Source organism: Gardnerella swidsinskii, from assembly GCF_023277705.1.
GTDB lineage: Bacteria > Actinomycetota > Actinomycetes > Actinomycetales > Bifidobacteriaceae > Bifidobacterium > Bifidobacterium swidsinskii.
In genome coordinates this window covers 813030-834929 of the sequence record NZ_CP083176.1, presented here as the reverse complement: position 1 = coordinate 834929, position 21900 = coordinate 813030, and the positions used below count along the sequence as shown (strand labels likewise).

Sequence of the window (21900 nt, the reverse complement as noted above, 5' to 3'; positions counted from 1 at the left end):
TAAAAACTACAACTTACGCGTTAGTTAAACTTTCTTTTTCTTGCAATTGTCACGATTGTGCTAACAAACAGCATTAATGCAACGCTAAGTACAATTGGAATTATTTGTATTCCAGTACGAGGGAGTGCATTATTGGCTATTGTGGATTGTTTGTGTAAATGAGGGTCTTTCTTTACTAAAGTATTCGTCCACGCAACTTGTTTACCGTTTTCGTCAATAAGGACAATCGTATGATTGCCTTTATATTCTTCTGGGATAACTACGTCGAATACAATTCTGCCATATTCATTAATGTGAACTGTTACATATTTCATTCCATTTGCGCTATAAAGAAGTTTAGGGTTGGAATATATGTAGGCATAAGCTTTTACTGCTTTTTCTAGTTGTAATCTGCGCATGAATTCTGATGTTGCATTTACTGTAACAGTGATATGGTTATTTTTTCCCGCATAAGCAATGTTATTATTCCCGACGGTGAGAGTGTTGCACAACGCTGGAAGTAAATCTGCAATACTCTTTGGTGCTGATGGAATCTGTTGCTGTAATGTGTGTGATTCTGAGTTTGCGTTAAGCTCTATGTGGTTTTCGCGCATAGAATCGTTACTAACTGCAGGAGTTTGTAGAGTTTTGGAAGGATGTGTTGGTTCGGGAAATCCCATGCTTGGAATTTCCTTATGGTCTTGATCGAACTTATTAGTCTGTGGGGTTGTGCTATTTGCAGACTTATCAGGTTCGCCATTGCTAGAGTGTTCACTGTTGTCAGAATGAGATTCTGGTGTTGGTGGAACAGGTTGTGACTCTGGTTTAGGCGCAGGCGTTGGTTCCGGTGTTGGTGGTACAGGTGTCGGAGGTACGGGAGTTGGTGTTGGAGTTGGTGTCACTGGCGTCGCTGGTGTTAGCTCGACCCATGGTGTTGATTTCTTTGCAGGAATTAACTCGAACCACGTAATACTCTTTTTAGCTGGGTTTAGTGGTGTTGCTGGAATGATTTCTACAACGTGAGCTTTAAGAGTTACTTTCTGTTTTGCTTTGTTTGCAAAGGTTATTTCTACAATAAATGTTGTTTCTCCAGTGTTTGTTGTGTTTGGTTGTTTTACAACTTGTACTGTGCTGTTTTCTGGTAAGTTTTTTAAATATGGTTTGAAGTCGAAATTATCGGGGATTTTATTGTCTTTTTTGACTTCTATTTTCTTGCCGGATTCAGCAGTAACATTTGGAAGTTCCTCGATATTAGCCAATCGTTTATGAATAGTTATTGGAACTATAATAGTTTCTAATATTCTACCAGATAGTACGAGTAGTATTTTTCCTTCGTAGTTGCCGCATTGAGAAGTGTCAATTTTGTCGTATTCTGTAATGTCTGTAATGGTAGAGCCTTGCGGTATATCGTTAGGATTAAGAAGATGCTTTATTGTTGTGCCTTTTGGCAATGGATCATTTTCCATAATGTCAATATTCGTAATTTTAGGTTCGAAAGCTTGTTCGTCAGTTTTAATAACTGGTTCGTTAACTAATCCGTCGAGTGCATCAATTTTGCGACCGGTTCCTTCAATTTTATTGCGTTCGCCAACTGTGAATCCTTTGAAACTATCCATTCTAGGCTCAAAGTAACTACGAGATCCGTGACCTTCTCCAGATTTTCCTATGCTTATTGCGCCGTTAAGGTTTCCTATTGGTCCTATTACTTTATCGTTATCCACTTTGTAGTGAACGGCATAACCTTCTTTAGTTAGTTTATCGCCAAAATTAGATGTTTCCCAAAGCCATTTGTTGAATATATTTCCTTTAATCCTTGGGGCGTTAAAAGTATAAGCTTTAATGTTAAAAATGGCACCGCTGCTTTTAGCTCGAATTAAGGCTCTTTGTGCTAAGTATCCGCCTAAAGAGTGACCTGTAACATATAAATTGCTTACAGTGTTCTTTTGTTTATATTCATCAATTAATTTATCTATATCAGCAGCTTGGCCTGGGTTTGAGCCAGTTCCAAGCAATACGTCATTCCATACGTCAGCGCTGCCTTCAGTTCCGCGGATTCCGAGAACTTGCACGCCGTTTTGCTCAATAAATGGATACGCAGGATTTACATTTTCAAACAATATGGCATCAAATCCACCCCTATAATGGTATGTTTCCTTGACTTTCCAGAATGGCGCGAGCTCGTTGTGCATAAGGCGGTACTCATTGCGATTTTTGTAAATGTCAGTGAGTGGTTTTGAATAGTCAAGTACTTTTTTGACATAATCGTCATCCCTGTACACAAGTTCCATAAACAGCGCCATGTCTCGGGGACTAATATCCCACCTGCGAGGATTGTTATCGTTTTTGTCGTCTAAGCCATCGCCGTCGGTGTCCTTAATAAGCGGATGTGAATTATATCCGTAATATGTTCTTCCGTCTTTCACGTAAGTGTAAAGTTCTTCGCTGTTCTTCAGACCGTCGCCGTCGCTATCTGCATTTGGATCTAGCTCGGGCTTGTGATATAGCAATGAGTCAATCTGATTATTTTCCAAACGAATTCGACCAGTAGAAATGTCGTGAGCGGTTTGTGCGGTAAGAGGTATGTGCACTGGTGACGTTTCTTCTGCCGCTGCGGTTGTTGCTAACGAAGGTATGTAAACCAGCGATGAAATGATCAAACCAAAAGTTAATACAATTCCACTAATTGTGTGAATGGTACTTACTTTTCTCATACTGCTATTCCTTACTTTTTTGTACAGACTTCTACTTTATTTTGAAAATATTTTTGCGAGCAGCGCAACAGATTTAGCTCAACTTGTTGATTCTATCAGTTTTAACAACTTTATAAAATTGTATCTAGTTGAATCAGATAATTTTAATAAGTACCAAAAGTTAATACTTAAGCTTATGCGGTGTAATAGAAAAGAATTTCATTAGATTAATTGATATAGAAAAAGCGCTGAGCTACTTGTGATATTAATGAATCATTGGTAAATCAGCGCTTAGCTTATTGTTAATAAATTACACGAGATAGCTATCTATTGCTGGTGCTAATTAATAATCATTAATTAGCAATAATTAGAACGTGCGAACATCGTAGAAGTTGTTAAGTTCTTCCATCCAACGTCCAGTGCCAGAAATATCTCCTCTAGTACCTACGGTGAAACCTGGGAAATTGTTCATACGAGCCTCAAGATAGCTTCGAGAGCTATGTCCTTGCGCAGAATTGCCGACGCTTATAGCTCCAGCAAAATTGCCAACAGAACGAATAACCTTGTCGTTGTCTACTTTGTAATGAACAGCGTAACCTTCTCGAGTGAGCTTATTGCCAGTATTGGCGGCGGTACGTAACCAACGGTTGAAAATATTTCCCCAAATTTGTGGTGAATTGAATGTGTAAATTTTCTTAATCCAGTTGTAGCCTTTGCCTTTAGCGCGAATTAAAGCACGCTGTGCAAGATATCCTCCGAGGGAATGTCCGGTAATATACAAATTGCTAACAGTATTTTCGCGACCATAACGCTCAATCAACTGCTCAACATCTTTAGCTTGATCTGGGTTATGACCTACAGCTATTGCAAAATCATCATCGTAATCATTAAATTGGGAAGTTCCACGAATTGCTAGTACTTGAACAGTGCCTTGTTCTAAGAATGGGTATGGACTTACATTTTCAAACAAAATAGCATCAAATCCTCCCCTTTTGTGGTATGTTTCCTTGACTTTCCAGAATGGCGCGAGCTCGTTGTGCATAAGGCGGTACTCATTGCGATTTTTGTAAATGTTGTGAAGCGGTTTAGTGTAATCGAGTACCTTATTTATGTAATTATCATCTCGATAAGAAAGTTCAGAGAATAAAGCCATGTCTCGGGGACTAATATCCCACCTGCGAGGATTGCTGTCTTGATTATCTGGAATACCATCGCCATCGGCATCGTTCATCATAGGGTGAGAATTGTACCCATAATAAGTCTTACCGTCTTTAGTGTAAGTGTAAATTTCCTGGCTATTAGTTAAGCCGTCACCATCTAAATCAGCTTGCGGATCAAGAGGCTTCTTGTGATATAAAGACATATCCAAAGCCCCAGGTAAATCTAAGCCTATAGTTCCATTTGCGATTTGTTTAGCTGTTTCAGCAGTAAGTGGAGTTTTTGCATAATTATCTGCGGTTGTTGCCATTGCTGGCGTTGCGAAAGCAGATAGGCTCAAGAGCATGCATAGACTAGTTAAGAACCCTGTTACTGCATTGCGTTTCATAGTATCCTCCTATATTTTTGTTTAGTTTTGTAGTCAACAAATGTATAGGACGACTGTTTACGATTTGTAGCACCTCTTTGTTAACTACGTGCGTTATATAAATTAATCGAAATTTATTTTGCCGCCACAATTGCTATTCTACACAATTCGTCAATTGTATAGTCTACATAAACAAAAGTCCATACTTCTAAATAAATGTTGTTGCTCCTTTTTGTTTACTAAAATCATTGACGATGTGTATAAGAGCCATAGAAAACATCTATATAACTAGAATTATCAATAGCCATAATCTATTCTTAATAATGAAAATAAAAGCGCAACGAAGGCGCAAATGACCTATTTAGGAGAATGATATGAGTTTAATGAACACACATATTCTTCCATTCAAAGTAAATGGTTATAAGAATGGCGAATTTGTTGAAGTAAGCGATACTGATGTTCTTGACAAATGGGCAATTTTCTTCTTCTATCCAGCTGATTTTTCATTCGTATGCCCAACTGAATTGGAAGATCTTGCAAACCACTATGAGGAATTGCAAAAGCTAGGCGTCGAAGTTTACTCAGTTTCTACGGATACACATTTTGTACACAAAGCATGGCATGACGATTCTGAAGCAATTGCAAAAGTAAAGTACACTATGTTGGGTGATCCTTCTGGAGCTCTTTCGCGTAATTTTGACGCTTGGAATCAAGAATCCGGTTTAGCTCACCGTGCTACGTTCCTCGTAGATCCGCAAGGTATGATTCAGTTCTTTGAGATGACCGCAGACGGAATTGGTCGTAACGCCGACGAGCTCCTTCGTAAAGTTAAAGCAGCACAGTATATTGCAGCGCACCCAGGCGAAGTTTGCCCAGCAAAATGGGAGCAGGGCGAAGAAACCTTGGAACCTTCTATCGATTTAGTCGGCAAAATCTGATTTTTGCAATTAAATATTAAAGAATCTTTTTTAAAGAATATTCTCAATGCGTAGGGAGCTACGTTCATAGTTTCCTACGCATTCGCTTATTTTTACTTGTGACTAAAATTACCGAAGGAAGTAAACTATGTCTTTGTTGAATGCATCATTAACTGCTCAGCTTTCAGAATTACTAAAAAAGATGGTATCTAAAATAGAAATCATTTCTTACGTTGATAATTCTGAAACATCTCAAAAAGTTAAATCCTTACTGGAAGAAGTATCTCAGCAAAGTGACAAAATCAGTATTTCTGAAGTAAATAATAATGAAATTAGCAATGTAAAACGTAAGCCAAGCTTTGAATTGCGTAGAAAACTAGATAATCCAGTAAATGGAGAATCCACTGTATCGATTAGTTTTGCGGGATTGCCTTTAGGGCACGAATTCAGCTCTTTAGTACTAGCACTTCTACAAGTAAGTGGCTATGCGCCAAAAATTAGTGATGAGCAACGCAATGCAATACTAAAGCTTGGTTCACACAATGTGACAACATACATGTCGGTAACTTGCCTAAATTGCCCAGAAGTTGTGCAATCGCTTAATACCATTTCTATTATTAACCCTAAAATTCAGCATACTGTAGTTGAAGGTAGCGCTTTCCGTGAAGAAGTAGATAAACTCGGTGTAATGAGCGTGCCAGCAGTTTTTGAAAATGGCAAACTTATTTCCTCCGGGCGGACAGGAATTGACGAACTTGTATCTGTGCTCGCAGAACAAGAAAAATCTGTTGAGCAAAATGAGAATGGCAATAATGGTAATAGCGTTTCTTCGGCAAATGTTGCGCTCGCAGAAAAAATGAATTCGCAAAATCCATACGATATTGTTATTGCTGGCGGCGGTCCTGCTGCTTCTGCTGCCGCAATTTACACTGCTCGTAAGGGTTTGCGTACAGCTATGATTATGGATCATCGTGGCGGACAGGTTGTAGAAACTGAAAGTATTGAAAATCATATTTCCCAAACGCATACGACTGGTTCTCAACTAGCAGCAGATTTAACTAAGCATATTTCGCAATACGATATTGACGTATTTACTCCTGATTGGGCAGACTCGCTCGATTTATCTAAGGAACCATATGGGTTGCATACTATTCATGCGCGTTCTGGTGGATCTTTGAAAGCGCGTGCAGTGATTATTGCAACTGGTGCGACTTGGCGTACGTTGGGTATTCCAGGAGAAGATGAGTATAGGAATAGAGGCGTATCATTCTGCCCTCATTGCGACGGTCCACTTTTCAAAGATAAGAATGTTGTCGTTGTTGGCGGCGGAAATTCTGGCGTTGAAGCTGCTATCGATTTAGCAGGAGTTGCAAAACATGTGACGGTGGTTGAGTTCATGGATGTACTTAAAGCGGATCAAGTATTGCTTAATGCTTTGCATAAATTACCTAACACTGAAGTTATTACAAGTGCTGCCGTAAGTAGTATTGAAGGTAATGGTAGTAAAGTTACTGCAATACGTTACATAGATCGCAATAAAGCAGACGATGATGAAAACAGAGAACATATTGTTGAAACTGATGGGGTTTTTGTGCAAATTGGTTTAGCTCCGAATACTCGTTGGCTTGTAAATAATATTTCTCTCAATAATCGAGGAGAAATTATTACGAATCGCGCTGGATGCACTGATACTCCGGGTGTTTTTGCTGCTGGAGATTGTTCAGACGAACCGTATAAGCAGATTGTTACAGCGTATGGTTCTGGAGCCAATGCTGCGTTATCTGCATTTGACTATCTTATCCGCAGCCCGCAAAATAAATAATTTATAAAATTTATTATGCAATAAACAATGGGGGCGTCTTATGAATATTAGAGCGTTAGAATATCTAATAGCTTTTGCACAAGAAGGAAGCTTTACCAAGGCGGCTGTTCGTATGCGCGTCTCTCAGCCTACTCTTTCAACGCAAATTAAAAAACTTGAAGAGACTTTAGACGTAGAACTTATTGAGCGCACTCCCGGGAAACAAATCTTAACTCCTGCTGGGAGGGAAGTGGTTTATTACGCTAAACGTATTCAGGCAGATATGTCACGTATTCGACAAGCTGCAAGACGCTCAGAAGATCCATGGTCATCTACAGTAGTTTTGGGTGTGTTCCCAACGTTAGGACCATACTTACTTCCAAGAATTATGCCTGCACTCAGGCGTTTAAAACCAAAACTTACTATTCGTTTTATAGAAGAAAAATCAGCGAAACTTATTGATTTGCTAGATAGTGGTCAAGTCGACGCAGTTATATTAAGCGAAAGTTTGAATGCGCCTTCAATAAAAGTGTGTCATGTTTTTGACGAAGATTTTCTTCTTGCGACTTCTACAAATTCTTTGCTAGGACACGAGAGTAAACCAATTGAACTTTCAGATTTGTCTACTCAGAAAGTGCTTTTACTAGAAGATGGGCATTGTATGCGTAGAAGCATGCTCGATGTATGCCAAAAAGTGGGGGCGAAGCAATCAGAATTTAGGGCAACGTCGTTAGAAACTTTGCGATATATGGTTGTAGGTAGCAAAGATGTGACATTATTGCCGCGTCTTGCAACTGTACCTCCAATTGTGCAACCAGTTGGTTTGATGTTGCGTGAGTTTAAGAATCCTAAACCTTATCGATCGTTATATTTGAATTGGCGCGCAGCTTCTCCAGTAGACAAAATTATGGAAGGATTGTGCACAATAATTAGTTCAGCATGCTCTGATTTGCATAAAAAATAAGTGGGATATTCTGCTTAAAAATAAAAATAAAAATAAAAATAGGCACTTCTGTATGCTATGTTAGCTACAGAAGTGCCATGTTCTTCTTCTCTTACTTTTTATTCTCACTTTATTTTGAGAATTATCTGCCTCGTTTTATTTGCTGTGTTTTATTTGTTGCTAAATTAATGATTTATAATTCAATTCCAAGATAGCGTGCTACTTGATTCACATCCTTATCTCCACGGCCGGAAACTGTTACTAAAACAATGTCATCCTTACTCATCTTTGGAACCATCTTCATAGCTTGTGCTATTGCATGTGAGCTTTCCAAAGCTGGGATGATTCCTTCAACTCTAGAAAGTGCGCGAAAAGCTTGAACTGCTTCATCATCAGTGATTGCGTAGTATTCTGCGCGACCAGAATCCTTTAAATATGAGTGTTCTGGGCCGACTCCAGGGTAATCCAATCCCGCAGAAATAGAGTAGGCTGGAAGCTCGTTACCGTCATCATCCATAAGAACATAAGTTTTCATGCCATCCGTAATGCCAACTTTTCCATTCGTCATAGTAGCAGCATTTTGAGGAGTATCAGCGCCTTTACCTGCGCCTTCAGCACCAATCAATCGTACAGACAGATCATCAATATATGCTGCAAAAGAACCAATTGCATTAGAACCGCCACCAATGCAAGCAATTACAGCATTCGGCAATCTGCCTTCCTTTTCTAGGATTTGCCTTCTCGACTCTTTGCTAATAACGCTTTGAAAATCGCGAACCATTTGTGGATAAGGGTAAGGTCCCACTGCGGAACCAACGATGTAGAAGGTATCATCCAAGTGCTGTGCATAATCCATAAATGCTGCAGTTACAGCATCTTTTAAAGTTTTTGTGCCTTCTTGAACAGCATGAACTTTTGCACCGAGCAAAGTCATTCTAAAAACGTTAAGTTTTTGGCGTTCGCAATCAAGTGCGCCCATAAAAATTTCGCATTCCATGCCGAATCGTGCTGCTGCAGCAGCAGTGGCAACGCCATGCTGACCGGCTCCGGTTTCAGCGATAATGCGCTTTTTACCCATGCGCTGAGCGAGTAAAATTTGTCCGAGAACATTATTCATTTTGTGAGCGCCGAGATGGTTTAAATCTTCGCGCTTTAAATATACTTTTGCGCCGCCTAAATATTTTGTGAAAGATTCAGCATAGTATAAAGGTGTTTCGCGACCGTCGTAATCTTTTAATAATCCAGCTAATTCATTGCGGAACTCTGAATCGTCTTTGTATTGTAAGTAAGCTGCTGCTACTGCGTCGAGTGCTGGACGAATCATATCTGGTACGTACTGTCCGCCAAATTCACCGTAATACATATTTTGTTCAACTGCGTTTACCATAATTTTGCCCTTCTTGTGCGTGCCGAGGAAATCGGCATTAAGTTTGTTCTTTATTATTTTTATGTCGATTATTTTGTAAATTTGAAGGGCGTGTGCTCAGATAACAAAAAAGCTGGATGGCAGCTTATATGCCATTCAGCTCAAATAATGTTGATGATGAATCCGGCATAGCCCCGTTGATTGTTTAAAATCAGCAAGCCCACACCGATATGTGAACTCGCTTTTAACTACGCCAGCTGCGCCAGAAACGAGTATTCATGTTCATCAACCTCCAATCTTGTTGCACAAGTTTAGCCTTAGCTGTGACAATGTCAACCTTTTAGTGTTAATTCGGCGTTTCGTGCAGAAAAAATTTAACCCCGGCGTCTATGCGCCGGGGAAATAAAGGAGAGAAGAAAAGAATAAGTTTTAGGTGCTCTGCACCTGTCTTTTTGTCGACAATATTATATAATCACACTATTCTGAGCAGAACAGTAACGCTAACTGATAATTACCTGAGAATTATCTACTTTTCTTCTAAATCTTGCTATTTTAGGAATTACTTTTCTAAAAACGGAATCATTTTTCTAAAAATATTATTCGCTTAAATCAGCGCGATAGAAATGCTCATACGAACGTGACGGAGTTGGACCGCGCTGACCTTGATAGTGCGATCCGTTAACGGCTGAACCGTATGGGTTTTCACATGGTGAGCTTAACTGGAAGAAACACATTTGACCAATCTTCATGCCAGGCCAAAGTTTAACTGGCAAAGTGCTAACGTTTGAAAGCTCCAAAGTAATATGACCTTCAAAACCTGGATCAATGAAGCCAGCTGTGGAATGTGTCAAAATACCAAGACGACCAAGCGAGCTTTTGCCTTCCAAACGTGCAGCAATAGTAGCGTCAAGTTTTACATACTCCCACGTAGCGCCGAGTGCGAACTCTCCAGGATGAAGAATCCATGGCTCGTCAGGAGCTACCTCGAACTGTTCTGTAAGTTCACCCTGATTTTCTGCAGGATCAACATACGTGTAAGCATGGTTGTTAAATAAGCGGAAAAAACGGTCGAGGCGCACGTCAATCGACGCAGGCTGTACCATTTCCGGGGTCCATGGGGTCAAATCAATATGACCCTCATCATGAGCTTTGAGAATGTCGTGATCAGACAACAGCATGACGTCAAATCTCCTTGCAATAAAGCTTATACATCAGTAACTTCATTGTTCGCACGAAATATTTATTGCTATTTTGCGCGAAAAATACAATACGCACAATTGTAGCGCGTGCCGCGGTCTGTGATTGACTGCAAAAAATTTTATAGAAAATAAAAACACAAAACGCGGCACAGAAACGTAGGTTATGTAAGAAAACTACGTACTGTACCGCGTATTTGCAAGATAGCTTAATAATGTATTTATTAAGCGGCAATAGTTAAGGCGTTTGCTGCTTTACGTTTTGCAATGAAACGAAGCACGCATTTACGCAATTCGGAAGCAATTAACACGACCATTGAAAGACCAAGGCACTCGAACCATTCCGTTACACTCAAAGGAACAGTGCCAAATGGCTCATTCAAGAACGGTATGTAAATTACAGCCAACTGAAGCACAATAGAAACTGCTATAGCACCCCAAAGCCAACGATTTGCAAATAAGCCTACAAATACGCTTTGTGAGTCTGAACGAGATGCTAACGCATTCAGCATTTGCGCAAACACAAGAATTGTAAAGCCCATTGTGCGAGCGTGAGTAAGCTGAGCAGCGTGATCCATAATTCCAACAGAACGGTCTGTAAAGAATCCACCTGCCAAATGCATATCCATACCGATTAACGTAATAGCAGCCATGATTATGCCGATAAATACAATATCTCCCCACATTCGTCGGTCAATAACGCTATCGGTAAGCTTTCGAGGCTTCCTATCCATTACGTCGTCAGTTTGCGGATCAACGCCCATCGCGAGTGCAGGAGCTGCATCCGTAAGCAAGTTAATCCACAAAAGCTGAGTTGCAAGCAAAGGCAAAGTTACACCAACAGAGTTTGGCTGCGTAATTCCAAGCGCGCCAGCGAAAACAACGCCACCGAAAACAGTACAGACTTCGCCAACGTTAGAACTGAGCAAGTATCGCAAGAATTTACGAATATTGTCGAAAATTCCGCGACCTTCGCGCACTGCTGCAACAATTGTCGAGAAATTATCGTCAGCCAAAATCATCTTGGCAGACTCTTTAGTTACTTCTGTACCAGTAATGCCCATAGCAACGCCAATATCGGCAGATTTTACTGCAGGAGCATCGTTCACGCCGTCACCAGTCATAGCAACAATGTTGCCTTGACGTTGAAGCGAAGAAACGATAGCTAACTTGTGCTCAGGAGCTACTCGCGCATACACGCTAGTTTTACTGATAGCTTCATCAAAAGCAATATTATCGTCGTTGCGTGAAAGCAATTCGTCAAGTTCGTCGCCTGTAAGTGCATGCTCATCTTTTCCAATAATTCCAAGATCTCGAGCAATACGCGTAGCCGTAAGAGGATGGTCGCCTGTAATCATAACAGTGCGGATTCCAGCGCGATGAGCTTGAGCTACACTATCTCGAACTTCAATTCGCGGAGGATCAATAATTCCAACCATACCATTCCAAATCAAATCAGATTCTAGTACGTCACTTTGTTCCGCAACGTCCGCGATTTGACCTGCAGCGTTAGAAACCATGCCATCAACTTTTGAAAGACTATCGACTCCAAGCGGCCTATAAGCCATTCCAAGCGTGCGGTAGACTTCTCCAGAAAGACGTTCAACAGTTGCTAAAATATCTTCGCGATCGCCGTCAGTAAGCGGACGCACGGCACCAGCTACTGCAATACGCGTGCAATAAGAAAGCAGCACGTCCGGAGCACCCTTAGCGCAAACAATCAGATTTCCAGAATCCGAACCATCTTTAACAACAACAGACATACGTTTGCGTTCAGAAGTAAAAGGTACTTCCGCAACTCGAGTCAAATGAGCGTAACGTTTGTCCGCTTTTGTTTTACGAGCTGCTACTACTAGCGAAACTTCTGTAGGGTCTCCCACGGGCTGCCAACTTTTAGTAGTTTCGTCATAATGCAAATCGCCGTCGTTAGCCAAACATCCGGAGCCTAACGCGCCTAATACTTCTGTAGCAAGATTTTGCGGTACTGCTAAATCTGCGTCCGCAGAACCAATTAATATCATGCGTCCTTCAGGCTTGTAACCGCTTCCTGTAAGCTGAACTTCGCCGCTAGGTGTTACTACGCGTTCAACAGTCATCTCGTTTCGAGTTAAGGTGCCTGTTTTATCGGAGCAAATAACAGAAGCAGAACCAAGTGTTTCCACGGATGAAAGCTTTTTTACAACAGCATGATGCTTCACCATTCGTTGCACGCCAAGCGCAAGAACTACTGTCAAAATCGCAGCTAAACCTTCTGGAACAGCAGCAACAGCTAGGGAAACAGAAAGCAGCAGAGAATCAATAATATCTTGAATACTGTGGAAGCCTTCAATCAGCCACATGGAAGCAAGAACAACAGCTGCAATAATGCACACCGCAATTCCAAGAACTTTAGAAACGTGTACCATTTCTTTCTCGAGAGGTGTTGCTTCGTCATCTGATTTTGAAAGCATATCCGCGATTTTGCCAACTTGTGTGCGCATACCTGTAGAGGTGACTACAGCGCGACCGGTTCCTTGCGTAACAGCAGTTCCGTTGAAAACCATATTTGTGCGATCGCCTAAAGCTTTTGCAGACGAAAGCGTATTCGGACGTTTGCTTACTGCAACAGATTCGCCTGTAAGACTTGCCTCAGCTACGCGTAATGAAGCCGCTGCTATAAGTCGACCGTCTGCAGACACGGCATCTCCTTCGCCAAGCACTAAGATATCGCCTGGCACAACTTCTGCAGTATTAATGCGCACCACGCTACCATCGCGCAAAACTGAAGTTTGCGGAGCACTCATTCTAGCTAAAGCTTCGACTGCTTCTTCTGCTCGCGACTCTTGAATGTAGCCAAGCACTGCGTTTGCAATCAAAATAATGATAATTACGATTGAATCAAACGGCAGAATCTCTCCACCGCTGTTTCCTTTATGTTGTGCGCGCTCAACAAACCACGCAATTGCAGAAATAATAGTTGCTGCAATAAGCAAGTAAACGAGCGGATCTTTAAATTGATCAAGGAACCGTTTCCATGCTGGAATTTTAGGAGCAGCAGCAAGTGCATTTGGGCCGAATTGATTAAGTCTTTTTGCAGCTTCCTCAGAGCTTAAACCGCATGTAATATCTACGTTAAGTGATTTAGCTACTTGCTGAACATCGCACAATGATGGATCTTTGCTATTAGCTGAAGAGTCAGCTGTTTTATTGGATTGATCAAGAGCGTGATCAACCATATCTTCCCCCTTGGGAGTGCCGCGGAGTAGTCAATAATCGCAATGCTAACGCTATTTTTAGCGCTTCGTATTGTAACTATTGCGCGGTTGTGGAATATTGCAATAGTTTGCAACAATTAAGTACCGTTCTATTATGCCATACAACGCGCCGAGCTTAGAATCAGCAGACTTTGCCAGCTTCAGAAAGCTATTAAACAATGCCTTGGGGGCATGTGAGAATAGGAGTATGACTACGAAAAAAGGGCCGACCAAGGGGTCGGGTGGAAAACATCGCAATGCTTTGCGCGGAAAAGGTCCTACTCCGAAGGCTGAAGATCGCGTGTATCACAAAGCTTATTTTGCTAAGAAAGCTGCTATTAAGCGCACATTTGCAGATCCGCGTTTGGCTGCGCGCCGCAGAGTGGATAAGCTTGGTAGCGATTCAGATGAGTTGGTAATTGGTCGCAATGCTGCTTTAGAGGCGTTAAGAGTTGGAGTTCCAAGCACTCAATTGTATGTGGCTAATCGCATTGAGCATGACGATCGCACGCGCGAAATCGTGAAGTTAGCAGGCATGCAGGGTTTGCGTTTGCTTGAAGCGGATCGCCTTGAAATGGATCGTATTGCGCATAGTACGAATCATCAGGGCATTATTTTGAAAGTTCAGCCTTACCAGTATCACTCTTTGCAAGAATTGGTTGAACGAGCGGAAAAGAAGGCGCGCGCAATGGAAGCTGCTGATTCAGATTCTGCTCGCATTAATGCTCGACCATTGTTTATTGCTTTGGATGGCGTTACGGATCCTCAAAATTTGGGTGCTGTTATTCGTTCTGCAGCAGCTTTCGGTGCTAATGGTGTGATTTTGCCTGAGCGCAGAAGTGCTTCCGTAACTGCTGCTGCTTGGAAGGTTTCTGCTGGTGCTGCAGCTCATTTGCCAGTTGCTAGAGTTGTTAATTTAAATAAGGCAATTCAAGGTTTGCGAGAGCGCGGATGGTATGCAATTGGTCTTGATGGCGGCGGCGATAAGCTTGTTGGAGAAACTGGCTTTGAAACTGATCCGTTAGTTGTTGTGCTCGGCTCTGAAGGTAAGGGCATGAGTCGCCTTACGAGAGAAGCGTGCGATGCTATTGCTGGAATCCCAATTTCTAGCGCGGTTGAATCTCTTAACGCTTCTGTTGCAGCAGGCATCAGTTTGTACGCTGTTGCTAACGCTCGTCGTTTGGCTGCATTGAATCAAAACTGAAATTTTCAAACTTTAAAATCACGCTTGCACTGTATTGTTACGGTGTTAGCGTGATTTTATTTGGTTGGGGCTTTGGATTTGCTGAAGTTTAGTACTTACGCAATTTTGAAAGAAATAATTAAATAGAAATATGCATATTAGCGAAAATACTATAGAAGAAAATAAAACACTTATGAACGAAAATACTGTTACAAATACAGGTACAAATACGAACACAAGTACGTCAAAAACAAAAAAAACTTTAAATGTGACAAAAACTTTAAAAACAACAAATAAATTATGGTTCGTAAAGAATGCTCGTTCGCTTATTTTTATTGCATACCTATCTGTCGTCGTAGCAGTTATGTGCTTCCACGAGCCTTGGTTTGATGAAGCTCAAAGTTGGCTTATTGCACGCGATTCTTCGTTTGCTGATTTGTTAACTCTTCGACCACATTATGAAGGCCATCCGCCGCTTTGGACTTTGCTTCTTTCCATACCTGCAAAAACAGGAGTTCCATACGAAATTGGTCTTAAAGGCGTGCAACTTCTATGCACTGCGCTTTTGGGTGGCTGGCTTATTTTCCGCGCGCCTTTTAGTAAATTGGCTGTGTTTTTGCTTCCGTTTACGTATTTTTTGTGCTTCCAATATGGCGTTACTTCACGCCCGTATGCTCTTCTTTGCGCGGCTTTGTTTATGGTTGCACATTATTGGAAACGATCTGATTCTAAGCCTTCTGATACTTGGAAACTCGCTTTGAGTCTTGTACTTTTATGTGCAATCAGTGCTTATGGCATTGCTTTAGCAGCAGGTTTTGCTTTTGCGTGGATTTGGAGAGTTGTAAAATCTGCAGGAATTAAAAAAGCTTTCGCTGAAATAGTCTCTAACACTAACAGATTAGTAAGCTGGATAATCCTTGCTTTAGTTGGAATTGCAAGCATTATTTGCATTTGGCCTGCTGCTAACGCTTTCGCATCGCGTGAAACATTCGACGGAAATTCTCCTCTTATACAATTCTTGTCATTTATTTTCGTTATGCCATCAGAAAGTATGTTCACTCAATTTGCTGGCGATGTTTCTTTACGTAGACTTATGCTAAGCGTACCTTCCGCGATTATTTGCGTTATTATTTCGATTTTAATATGGTCTTTCGCTGTAAGAATCGCTTATCGAAGAGGCATGCTTGTTTCTTTGATACTTCCTTACTTGACTTTTGCGGCAATTGCCACGCAATATTTCACTTTGCATCACGCAGGAATCGTTTTTGCATTCTTCGTATCTCAACTTTGGATGTGTATTGCGCGTAAGCCACTGGAATCTAAAGATATTCCGGCGATTATTTTTAGGTTGTTCAAAGCTGCAAATAAAGCTGAAAATAGCAATAGTAAATCTGCAAGTAAATCTGCCGGAAGCAAAGTTATTGCTGGCATTATTATTGTTGTTTTATTATCCCCAAGCTTGATTTGGAACGGGTATTCTTGCGTTAACGATATTCGATTCGACTATTCAGGTTCGCGCGCACTTGCGCAATTTATTAAGCAAAATCATGCTGAAAACATGCGATTCGTAACGTCTTGGCTACATCAAGATGAAAAAACGGATAAACAAGGTAATGTTATTGTTCCTGAATTTGAAGATATTCATCAATATTCGTGGCAGCTTATTACAGCAAATCCTTATTTCTCGAAGAATCTTATTGATTGCAGTTATAAGAATAGCTCGTTTATTACAAATGAGCAGCCATCTCAAGAACAGGCATCAAATGAAATGGGTGCTTGCAAAGCAAAGAAAGAACCTAAATTCTTTGTCACAGAATCAGATAAGCCTTGGTATTATTTTGTGTATTTAAACTACAATATCGACCATTATACTGAGCATACTATTGCTAAAACAAAATCATCTTGGAAAGCAGGAGTCTCAGAAGGAAGAATTATTGTATATGAGCGCAAAAAATAATTAGCGCATTTATATAATTATATTTAAATATATTTAATTACATTATGAAAATGCCCCTGCGTAAGTTAACTAACTTATTTAGGGGCATTTTTATTACAGTGTCTTACTTTTTAATAGTAGAACATGCGGTTTTATTTACCAGAAACCGAATGGATCAAATATTCCACCATCGTCACCATCGTCATCTCCACGTTGTTGTAAATCGTCATCGTCACCATCGTACGAGTTACTTCCGCGTTTTTTACCAGGCTTCTTTTGGTTTTTCTTTAATTTCTTTTCTTGCTTATTTGTGCCATTAACAGCAGTTTCTTCTTGGTTGAATGTAACTTGCAACTTAAGTGTGTTGCCGTTACGAACTATTGTGAGCGTAGCTTTTTGATTGAACGCTGTTGCTCTCACATACCCGAGGAGTGCGTAATTATTGGATACAGGCTTATCGTCAAAGGCAACAATAGTGTCATTGGCTTTGAGTCCGGCTTTTTCAGCAGGGCTTCCTTGATTGACAGAAACAATTTGAGCTCCTCCGCGAGTAATTCCTTCGGACTCAACTGCTGTGCTTTTAATCATGATCCCTAGTGCTACGTGCTTTACAGAACCATTCTTAATAATTTCTGTAACTACTCGTTTCACCAGATTTGCTGGAATTGCAAAGCCGATGCCGATAGATCCTGTAGTCTCCCCTTGAGCTGATGTCGCTGCAATAGAAGAATTAATACCTATGACCTTTCCGGCAGCGTTAAAAGTTGGGCCGCCTGAATTTCCTGGATTAATAGCTGCATCAATTTGTACTGCATTAGTTACAATTTCAGAGCGGCTTTGGTCGTCCATAACTGATACTGGACGATTTAAAGCCGAAACAATGCCTGTGGTAGCTGTATCGTCATATCCAAGCGGATTTCCGATTGCCATAACCGGTTCGCCAACGGAAAGCAGATTAGAATCTGCAAATTGGACTGTCTTTAAATTATTTGGTGAATTGTCTAATTTAAGTACTGCCAAATCAGTAGTTTTATCTGCTCCGACTAATGTAGCTGAATAAATTTGACCATTAGAAAGGGTTACTTGAATTTCTTTTGCATTAGCAATTACGTGATTGTTTGTTACAACATAACCTTTTGAATCAATAATTGCTCCAGAACCCTTCCCCATGCCTTTCTCTAAACGAGTTTGTATAGAAACAACGGCTCCGGAAACATTTTTTGCAACTCCTTGCCAATCCGGAGATTGTCCGCCTTTAACTACTGCGGTACCAGGGCCAGAAGAATGAGAGCCGATGTTTGCGAAAGAGCCGCTTTGTGGAATTGAAATAAGACCTTGCGAGATTACAAATAGAACTACAACTACGCAAACTATTGCAGAAATTGCGGAGGATAAAATGGCAACAAAAGCAGTTGACGAAGAGCTTTTTGTTTTTCTTTTGTTACCTTTTTTGTTTGTGTCGTTTGTATTTGCTGCATTTGTGCTAATAATGCTTGTTTTTGCTATATTTTCATTTTCTTCGTTACTTGCATTATTGTTAAAATTCTGTTGCGCTGGTGTTTGATTGCCAACTTCATTATTTGGGTAAGAATTATTGTCTGTGCCGTAATTATACGGATTTCCGAAGCCGTTAAAATTATTATTTCCGTAGTAATTTTGTGATCCAATGTATTGCGTAGGAGCATTGTTGATATTTGTATTATCCGCATCGTTATTTTGGTTTACGGCGTAATTGTTAGCTGGATACTGTGTAGTGTTTGTACCAACTTCATTTTCGTTATTTGTTGGGCCGTAAGCTCCGAATTCAGGAGCTGGGCTATATGTTTGTGCTGGTTGCGTTGTTTGCGTTGGTTGTGCTGGTTGCGTCGGTTGTTCCTGCTGCTCGTAATATCCATTATTTGCAGTTTCATTGGATTCCTGCTGATTTGCACCATACATATCGTCAGCCATTCATCCTCCTTACAAAAGACTCTTAACACACCATAATAAACCATGCCATTATCTATGTAAGAGATAGTATGTTTTTTTATAATTTTTTAAATAATTTGCCTTGTAAATTTCATAAATTTTGCAAATTAATTTGGATATTGTCACAGAAAAATATAAATTGTGTGTGTTTTTTATTTATACTCGTCATGCCTTCTAATAAAGTAAATGCTATGACAAGTCTTCTTGAACATCCACGCGGAGCTGAGCCTGGGAAGCCTGGTGACCGCAAAGAATTTTCGTTTACAACTAAAACGCGACTTTCCAATACTGCTGAAGGTAAAGGTCGTGACGGTGCTCGCTATGGGCGCACCGGCGTAATTCACACGCCTCACGGAGATATTCAGACCCCAGCATTTGTACCTGTTGCAACGCAAGCTGCAATGAAGGCAGTGTTGCCAGAAAGCATTAAGGATTTGGGCGCTCAGTGCATGCTTTCAAACGCTTTTCATTTGTACGAACGTCCTGGCGCGGATGTTCTTGACGAAGCTGGCGGATTGGGAAAGTTTATGAACTGGGATAAGCCAACCTTTACGGATTCTGGCGGTTTTCAGGTTCTTTCTTTGGGTGCTGGTTTTAAGAAGACCCTTGCAATGGACGTTACTGGCATGAAGTCGGATGATGTTATTGCAGCCGGTAAGGAGCGTATGGCTTTTGTTGACGAGGATGGCGTAACTTTTAAGTCTCCTCTTAACGGAGCTAAGCACCGTTTTAGTGCTGAAATTTCTATGGGAATCCAGCATAAGCTGGGCGCGGATATTATGTTTTCTTTCGACGAGCTTACTACTTTGATGAATACTCGCCGATATCAAGAGGAATCTGTAGAGCGCACTTTCCGCTGGGCAAAGCGTTGTGTTGCAGAGCATCAGCGTTTAACCGAGGAGCGTGTAGGCAAGCCGTATCAAGCATTGTATGGCGTTGTGCAGGGTGCTAATTATGAGGATTTGCGTAGGCATGCGGCCGAGCAGATTGCTTCTTTAGATTTTGATGGCGTAGGCATTGGTGGCGCTATTGAGAAGCGAATTATTGGTGATACTTGCGCTTGGATTTGCGATGCTATGCCGGAAAATCGCCCACGCCACGTGCTTGGTATTGCAGCCGTGGATGATATTTTTGCTTGCGTTGAAAACGGCGGAGATACTTTCGACTGCGTGGCTCCAGCTCGCTGCGGAAGAAACGGAGCAATTTTTACTCGTCATGGTCGCTACAACGTAAAACGTGCAGAGTTTAAGCATGATCAGCGTCCGCTTGAAGAAGGCTGCGATTGCTACACTTGCACGCATTATTCCAGAATGTATGTGGATCATTTGTTGCGCGCTAGTGAAATGAATGGATTTACGCTTGCAACCATTCATAATGAGCGTTTCTTTGTGAAGCTGCTCGACGATATTCGAGCTTCTATTGACGGCGGATATTTTGAAGAGTTCCGCGATGAGACTCTTGCACACTATTACGAAAACGGTTCTAAAGGCTGAGAGTAGTTTTGAGCGCAAAATGCTAGGTTAAATATTGCGAATTTATGTTAAATATGATAGCCTTGCACTTTGTATGCGAACGTGGCGGAATGGTAGACGCGCTGTCTTCAGGTGGCAGTGAGCGTATGCTCGTGCGGGTTCAAGTCCCGCCGTTCGCACTAGTTAAAAAGGCTGGAATTGCAAGGGCTTTGCCTCTTACTATTCTGGCCTTTTGTGCAAATATAAGGCAACTATATTGCAACTGCAATGCAAAAAAGTGCGAGTATTGTACAAACTTTTATTTATTACAAGCGACGGTGATGTAATGAACACTAACGATGAACTAAATATCAATAATGTAGGTGACAATTCTTACGATCCACATATTGGTCGCGAATCTCACGTTGTGCCGGGTCGTTTTGGTGAGCCTTTAAAAGTTATGAATGCACAGTATTCGCAAGGGAATGCTTCAGCTCATCCAACGCATCCGCTGCTTTTGCTCCTTCACGGTTGGGGTTCTAACGAGGAAGATTTATTGGATTTGTTGCGAGTAGTTGCACCATATAATGATGCAATCGCTTTACGTGCTCCACTTAAGCTGGCAGAAGGCGCTTACAGTTGGTTCCACGATGCTGTGCCGCAGCGAGAAGATTTAGATTACGATATGTATGCTGCTGCTGTAGCAATTGACGAATGGGTGCATGAAAATATTCCAGCGAATCGCGACATTGTGCCATTTGGTTTTTCGCAAGGCGCTGCGCTCGCGGTGCACGTTTTGCGTTTGAATCCTTCGCGCTACCGTGCGGCCGTTTCGCTTTCCGGGTTCATAGCGCCTAGTGTTCCTGCTTCCTCGGAAGAAATCGCATTACAAGATAACGATTTAGCTGAGCGTAATACTCCTGTATTTTTCGGCTACGGATTAGAGGATGGCGTGATTCCTCCTTACGAATTCTCGGCTGCTGCAGCGTGGCTTGAGGAGCACACTTGGCTTGAAGAACGTCGTTATCGCGGGTTGGATCACGCTGTTGATATGAACGAAATTGGCGATATTCGCAAGTGGTTCGTAACTCACGATATTTCTTCTGGGCTTATGTAAATTTACTTAGATTTATGTAAATTTATTCGATTTTGTTTTTTCTTAATCTGTAAATTAATTTGTAAAGTGATTTCATGAATATGCGCGATGAGATAGTATTTGCAATGAATCAAGCCTTGAATTTGGCTCGAGAGTCTGCTTCTGCAGGCGAAGTCCCAGTTGGAGCAGTTGTGCTTGATGGTAGCGGTAATATTATTGGCAAAGGCGCAAATATGCGAGAGCAGAGCGCTGATCCTTTGGCTCATGCTGAAGTGCTTGCTATGAAAGATGCTGCTACCTCGCGTAAATCTTGGAATCTATCTGACTGTACTCTGGTAGTAACTCTTGAACCTTGCCCTATGTGTGCTGGAGCTGTGCTGCAAACGCGCCTTAAACGCGTGATTTTCGGGGCGTGGGATGCCAAACTTGGTGCGTGTGGTTCTGTATGGGATATTTTGCGAGATCCTCATGTTGGCTCACGTCCGGAAGTCATTGGTTCAGTATGCGAATCTGAGTGTGCTCAACCCTTGCGAAACTTTTTTGCGCATCAACGTTAGATAAGTGTTGCATTATTTTTTAATGTTGCGTTTAATTCAAGATAACGCAGTGCATGAAA

At 41.3% G+C, this 21900-nt stretch carries 14 protein-coding genes and 1 tRNA gene; 9 read left to right on the top strand and 6 right to left on the bottom strand.

The features are described from left to right. Positions 1–20 precede the first annotated feature (20 nt). Both K9E37_RS03180 and K9E37_RS03175 read right to left on the bottom strand, forming a co-directional pair. Positions 21–2690, bottom strand: coding sequence for a Rib/alpha-like domain-containing protein (locus K9E37_RS03180; RefSeq protein WP_004109457.1), 2670 nt, complete (start codon positions 2688–2690; stop codon positions 21–23). Between the two features lie 346 nt (positions 2691–3036). Beyond that, positions 3037–4215 carry a lipase family protein gene (locus tag K9E37_RS03175; RefSeq protein WP_248893031.1) on the bottom strand — a complete coding sequence of 393 codons (1179 nt, stop codon included), beginning with the start codon at positions 4213–4215 and terminating at the stop codon, positions 3037–3039. A 353-nt stretch (positions 4216–4568) separates the two neighbouring features. Here K9E37_RS03175 and ahpC point away from each other — a divergent pair, with 353 nt between their 5' ends. The 3 genes from ahpC to K9E37_RS03160 all read left to right on the top strand — a co-directional run bounded on the left by ahpC (position 4569) and on the right by K9E37_RS03160 (position 7876). Beyond that, a complete protein-coding gene (gene ahpC, locus K9E37_RS03170; protein ID WP_248893030.1) occupies positions 4569–5132 on the top strand; it encodes an alkyl hydroperoxide reductase subunit C in 564 nt (187 codons plus the stop codon). 127 nt (positions 5133–5259) lie between these two features. After that, positions 5260–6933 carry an alkyl hydroperoxide reductase subunit F gene (gene ahpF / locus K9E37_RS03165; RefSeq protein ID WP_248893028.1) on the top strand — a complete coding sequence of 558 codons (1674 nt, stop codon included), beginning with the start codon at positions 5260–5262 and terminating at the stop codon, positions 6931–6933. Between the two features lie 40 nt (positions 6934–6973). Further along, positions 6974–7876: a LysR substrate-binding domain-containing protein gene (locus tag K9E37_RS03160; protein WP_004109449.1), complete on the top strand. Its 903-nt coding sequence runs from the start codon at positions 6974–6976 to the stop codon at positions 7874–7876. A gap of 172 nt (positions 7877–8048) precedes the next feature. Here the strand turns inward: K9E37_RS03160 and trpB are convergent, their stop codons facing one another. From trpB to K9E37_RS03145, 3 genes are all read right to left on the bottom strand, one after another. Continuing rightward, complete coding sequence (gene trpB, locus K9E37_RS03155) at positions 8049–9242, bottom strand: tryptophan synthase subunit beta (protein WP_064621760.1); 1194 nt, start codon at positions 9240–9242, stop codon at positions 8049–8051. A gap of 575 nt (positions 9243–9817) precedes the next feature. Further along, positions 9818–10399 carry a dCTP deaminase gene (gene dcd, locus K9E37_RS03150; protein ID WP_004109442.1) on the bottom strand — a complete coding sequence of 194 codons (582 nt, stop codon included), beginning with the start codon at positions 10397–10399 and terminating at the stop codon, positions 9818–9820. A gap of 242 nt (positions 10400–10641) precedes the next feature. Continuing rightward, positions 10642–13632, bottom strand: a complete 2991-nt coding sequence (locus K9E37_RS03145) for a cation-translocating P-type ATPase (protein WP_248893026.1) — start codon at positions 13630–13632, stop codon at positions 10642–10644. 226 nt (positions 13633–13858) lie between these two features. On the opposite strand from K9E37_RS03145, the gene rlmB reads away from it, so the two are divergent. Both rlmB and K9E37_RS03135 read left to right on the top strand, forming a co-directional pair. Next, a complete protein-coding gene (rlmB, locus tag K9E37_RS03140) occupies positions 13859–14854 on the top strand; it encodes a 23S rRNA (guanosine(2251)-2'-O)-methyltransferase RlmB (protein WP_064621762.1) in 996 nt (331 codons plus the stop codon). Positions 14855–14984: 130 nt separating this feature from the next. Then, entirely contained in the window at positions 14985–16790 is a 1806-nt protein-coding gene (locus K9E37_RS03135; RefSeq protein WP_102704531.1) for a hypothetical protein, read from the top strand. Positions 16791–16925: 135 nt separating this feature from the next. On the opposite strand, the gene K9E37_RS03130 is transcribed toward K9E37_RS03135, so the two are convergent. Then, positions 16926–18719 carry a S1C family serine protease gene (locus tag K9E37_RS03130; RefSeq protein WP_004109433.1) on the bottom strand — a complete coding sequence of 598 codons (1794 nt, stop codon included), beginning with the start codon at positions 18717–18719 and terminating at the stop codon, positions 16926–16928. Between the two features lie 185 nt (positions 18720–18904). Between K9E37_RS03130 and tgt the strand changes: the two genes are divergently transcribed. The 4 genes from tgt (at position 18905) to K9E37_RS03110 (ending at position 21841) form a co-directional block, all read left to right on the top strand. After that, the gene (tgt, locus tag K9E37_RS03125) at positions 18905–20230 is read left to right on the top strand and encodes a tRNA guanosine(34) transglycosylase Tgt (protein WP_004109431.1); all 1326 of its coding nucleotides are present in this window, start codon (positions 18905–18907) and stop codon (positions 20228–20230) included. A gap of 75 nt (positions 20231–20305) precedes the next feature. Further along, positions 20306–20388, top strand: a tRNA-Leu gene (locus K9E37_RS03120). 146 nt (positions 20389–20534) lie between these two features. Further along, on the top strand, positions 20535–21305 hold the full coding sequence (locus K9E37_RS03115) for an alpha/beta hydrolase (RefSeq protein ID WP_004109429.1): 771 nt from the start codon (positions 20535–20537) through the stop codon (positions 21303–21305). Positions 21306–21379: 74 nt separating this feature from the next. Then, the gene (locus tag K9E37_RS03110) at positions 21380–21841 is read left to right on the top strand and encodes a nucleoside deaminase (protein WP_064622043.1); all 462 of its coding nucleotides are present in this window, start codon (positions 21380–21382) and stop codon (positions 21839–21841) included. Positions 21842–21900: the final 59 nt, after the last annotated feature.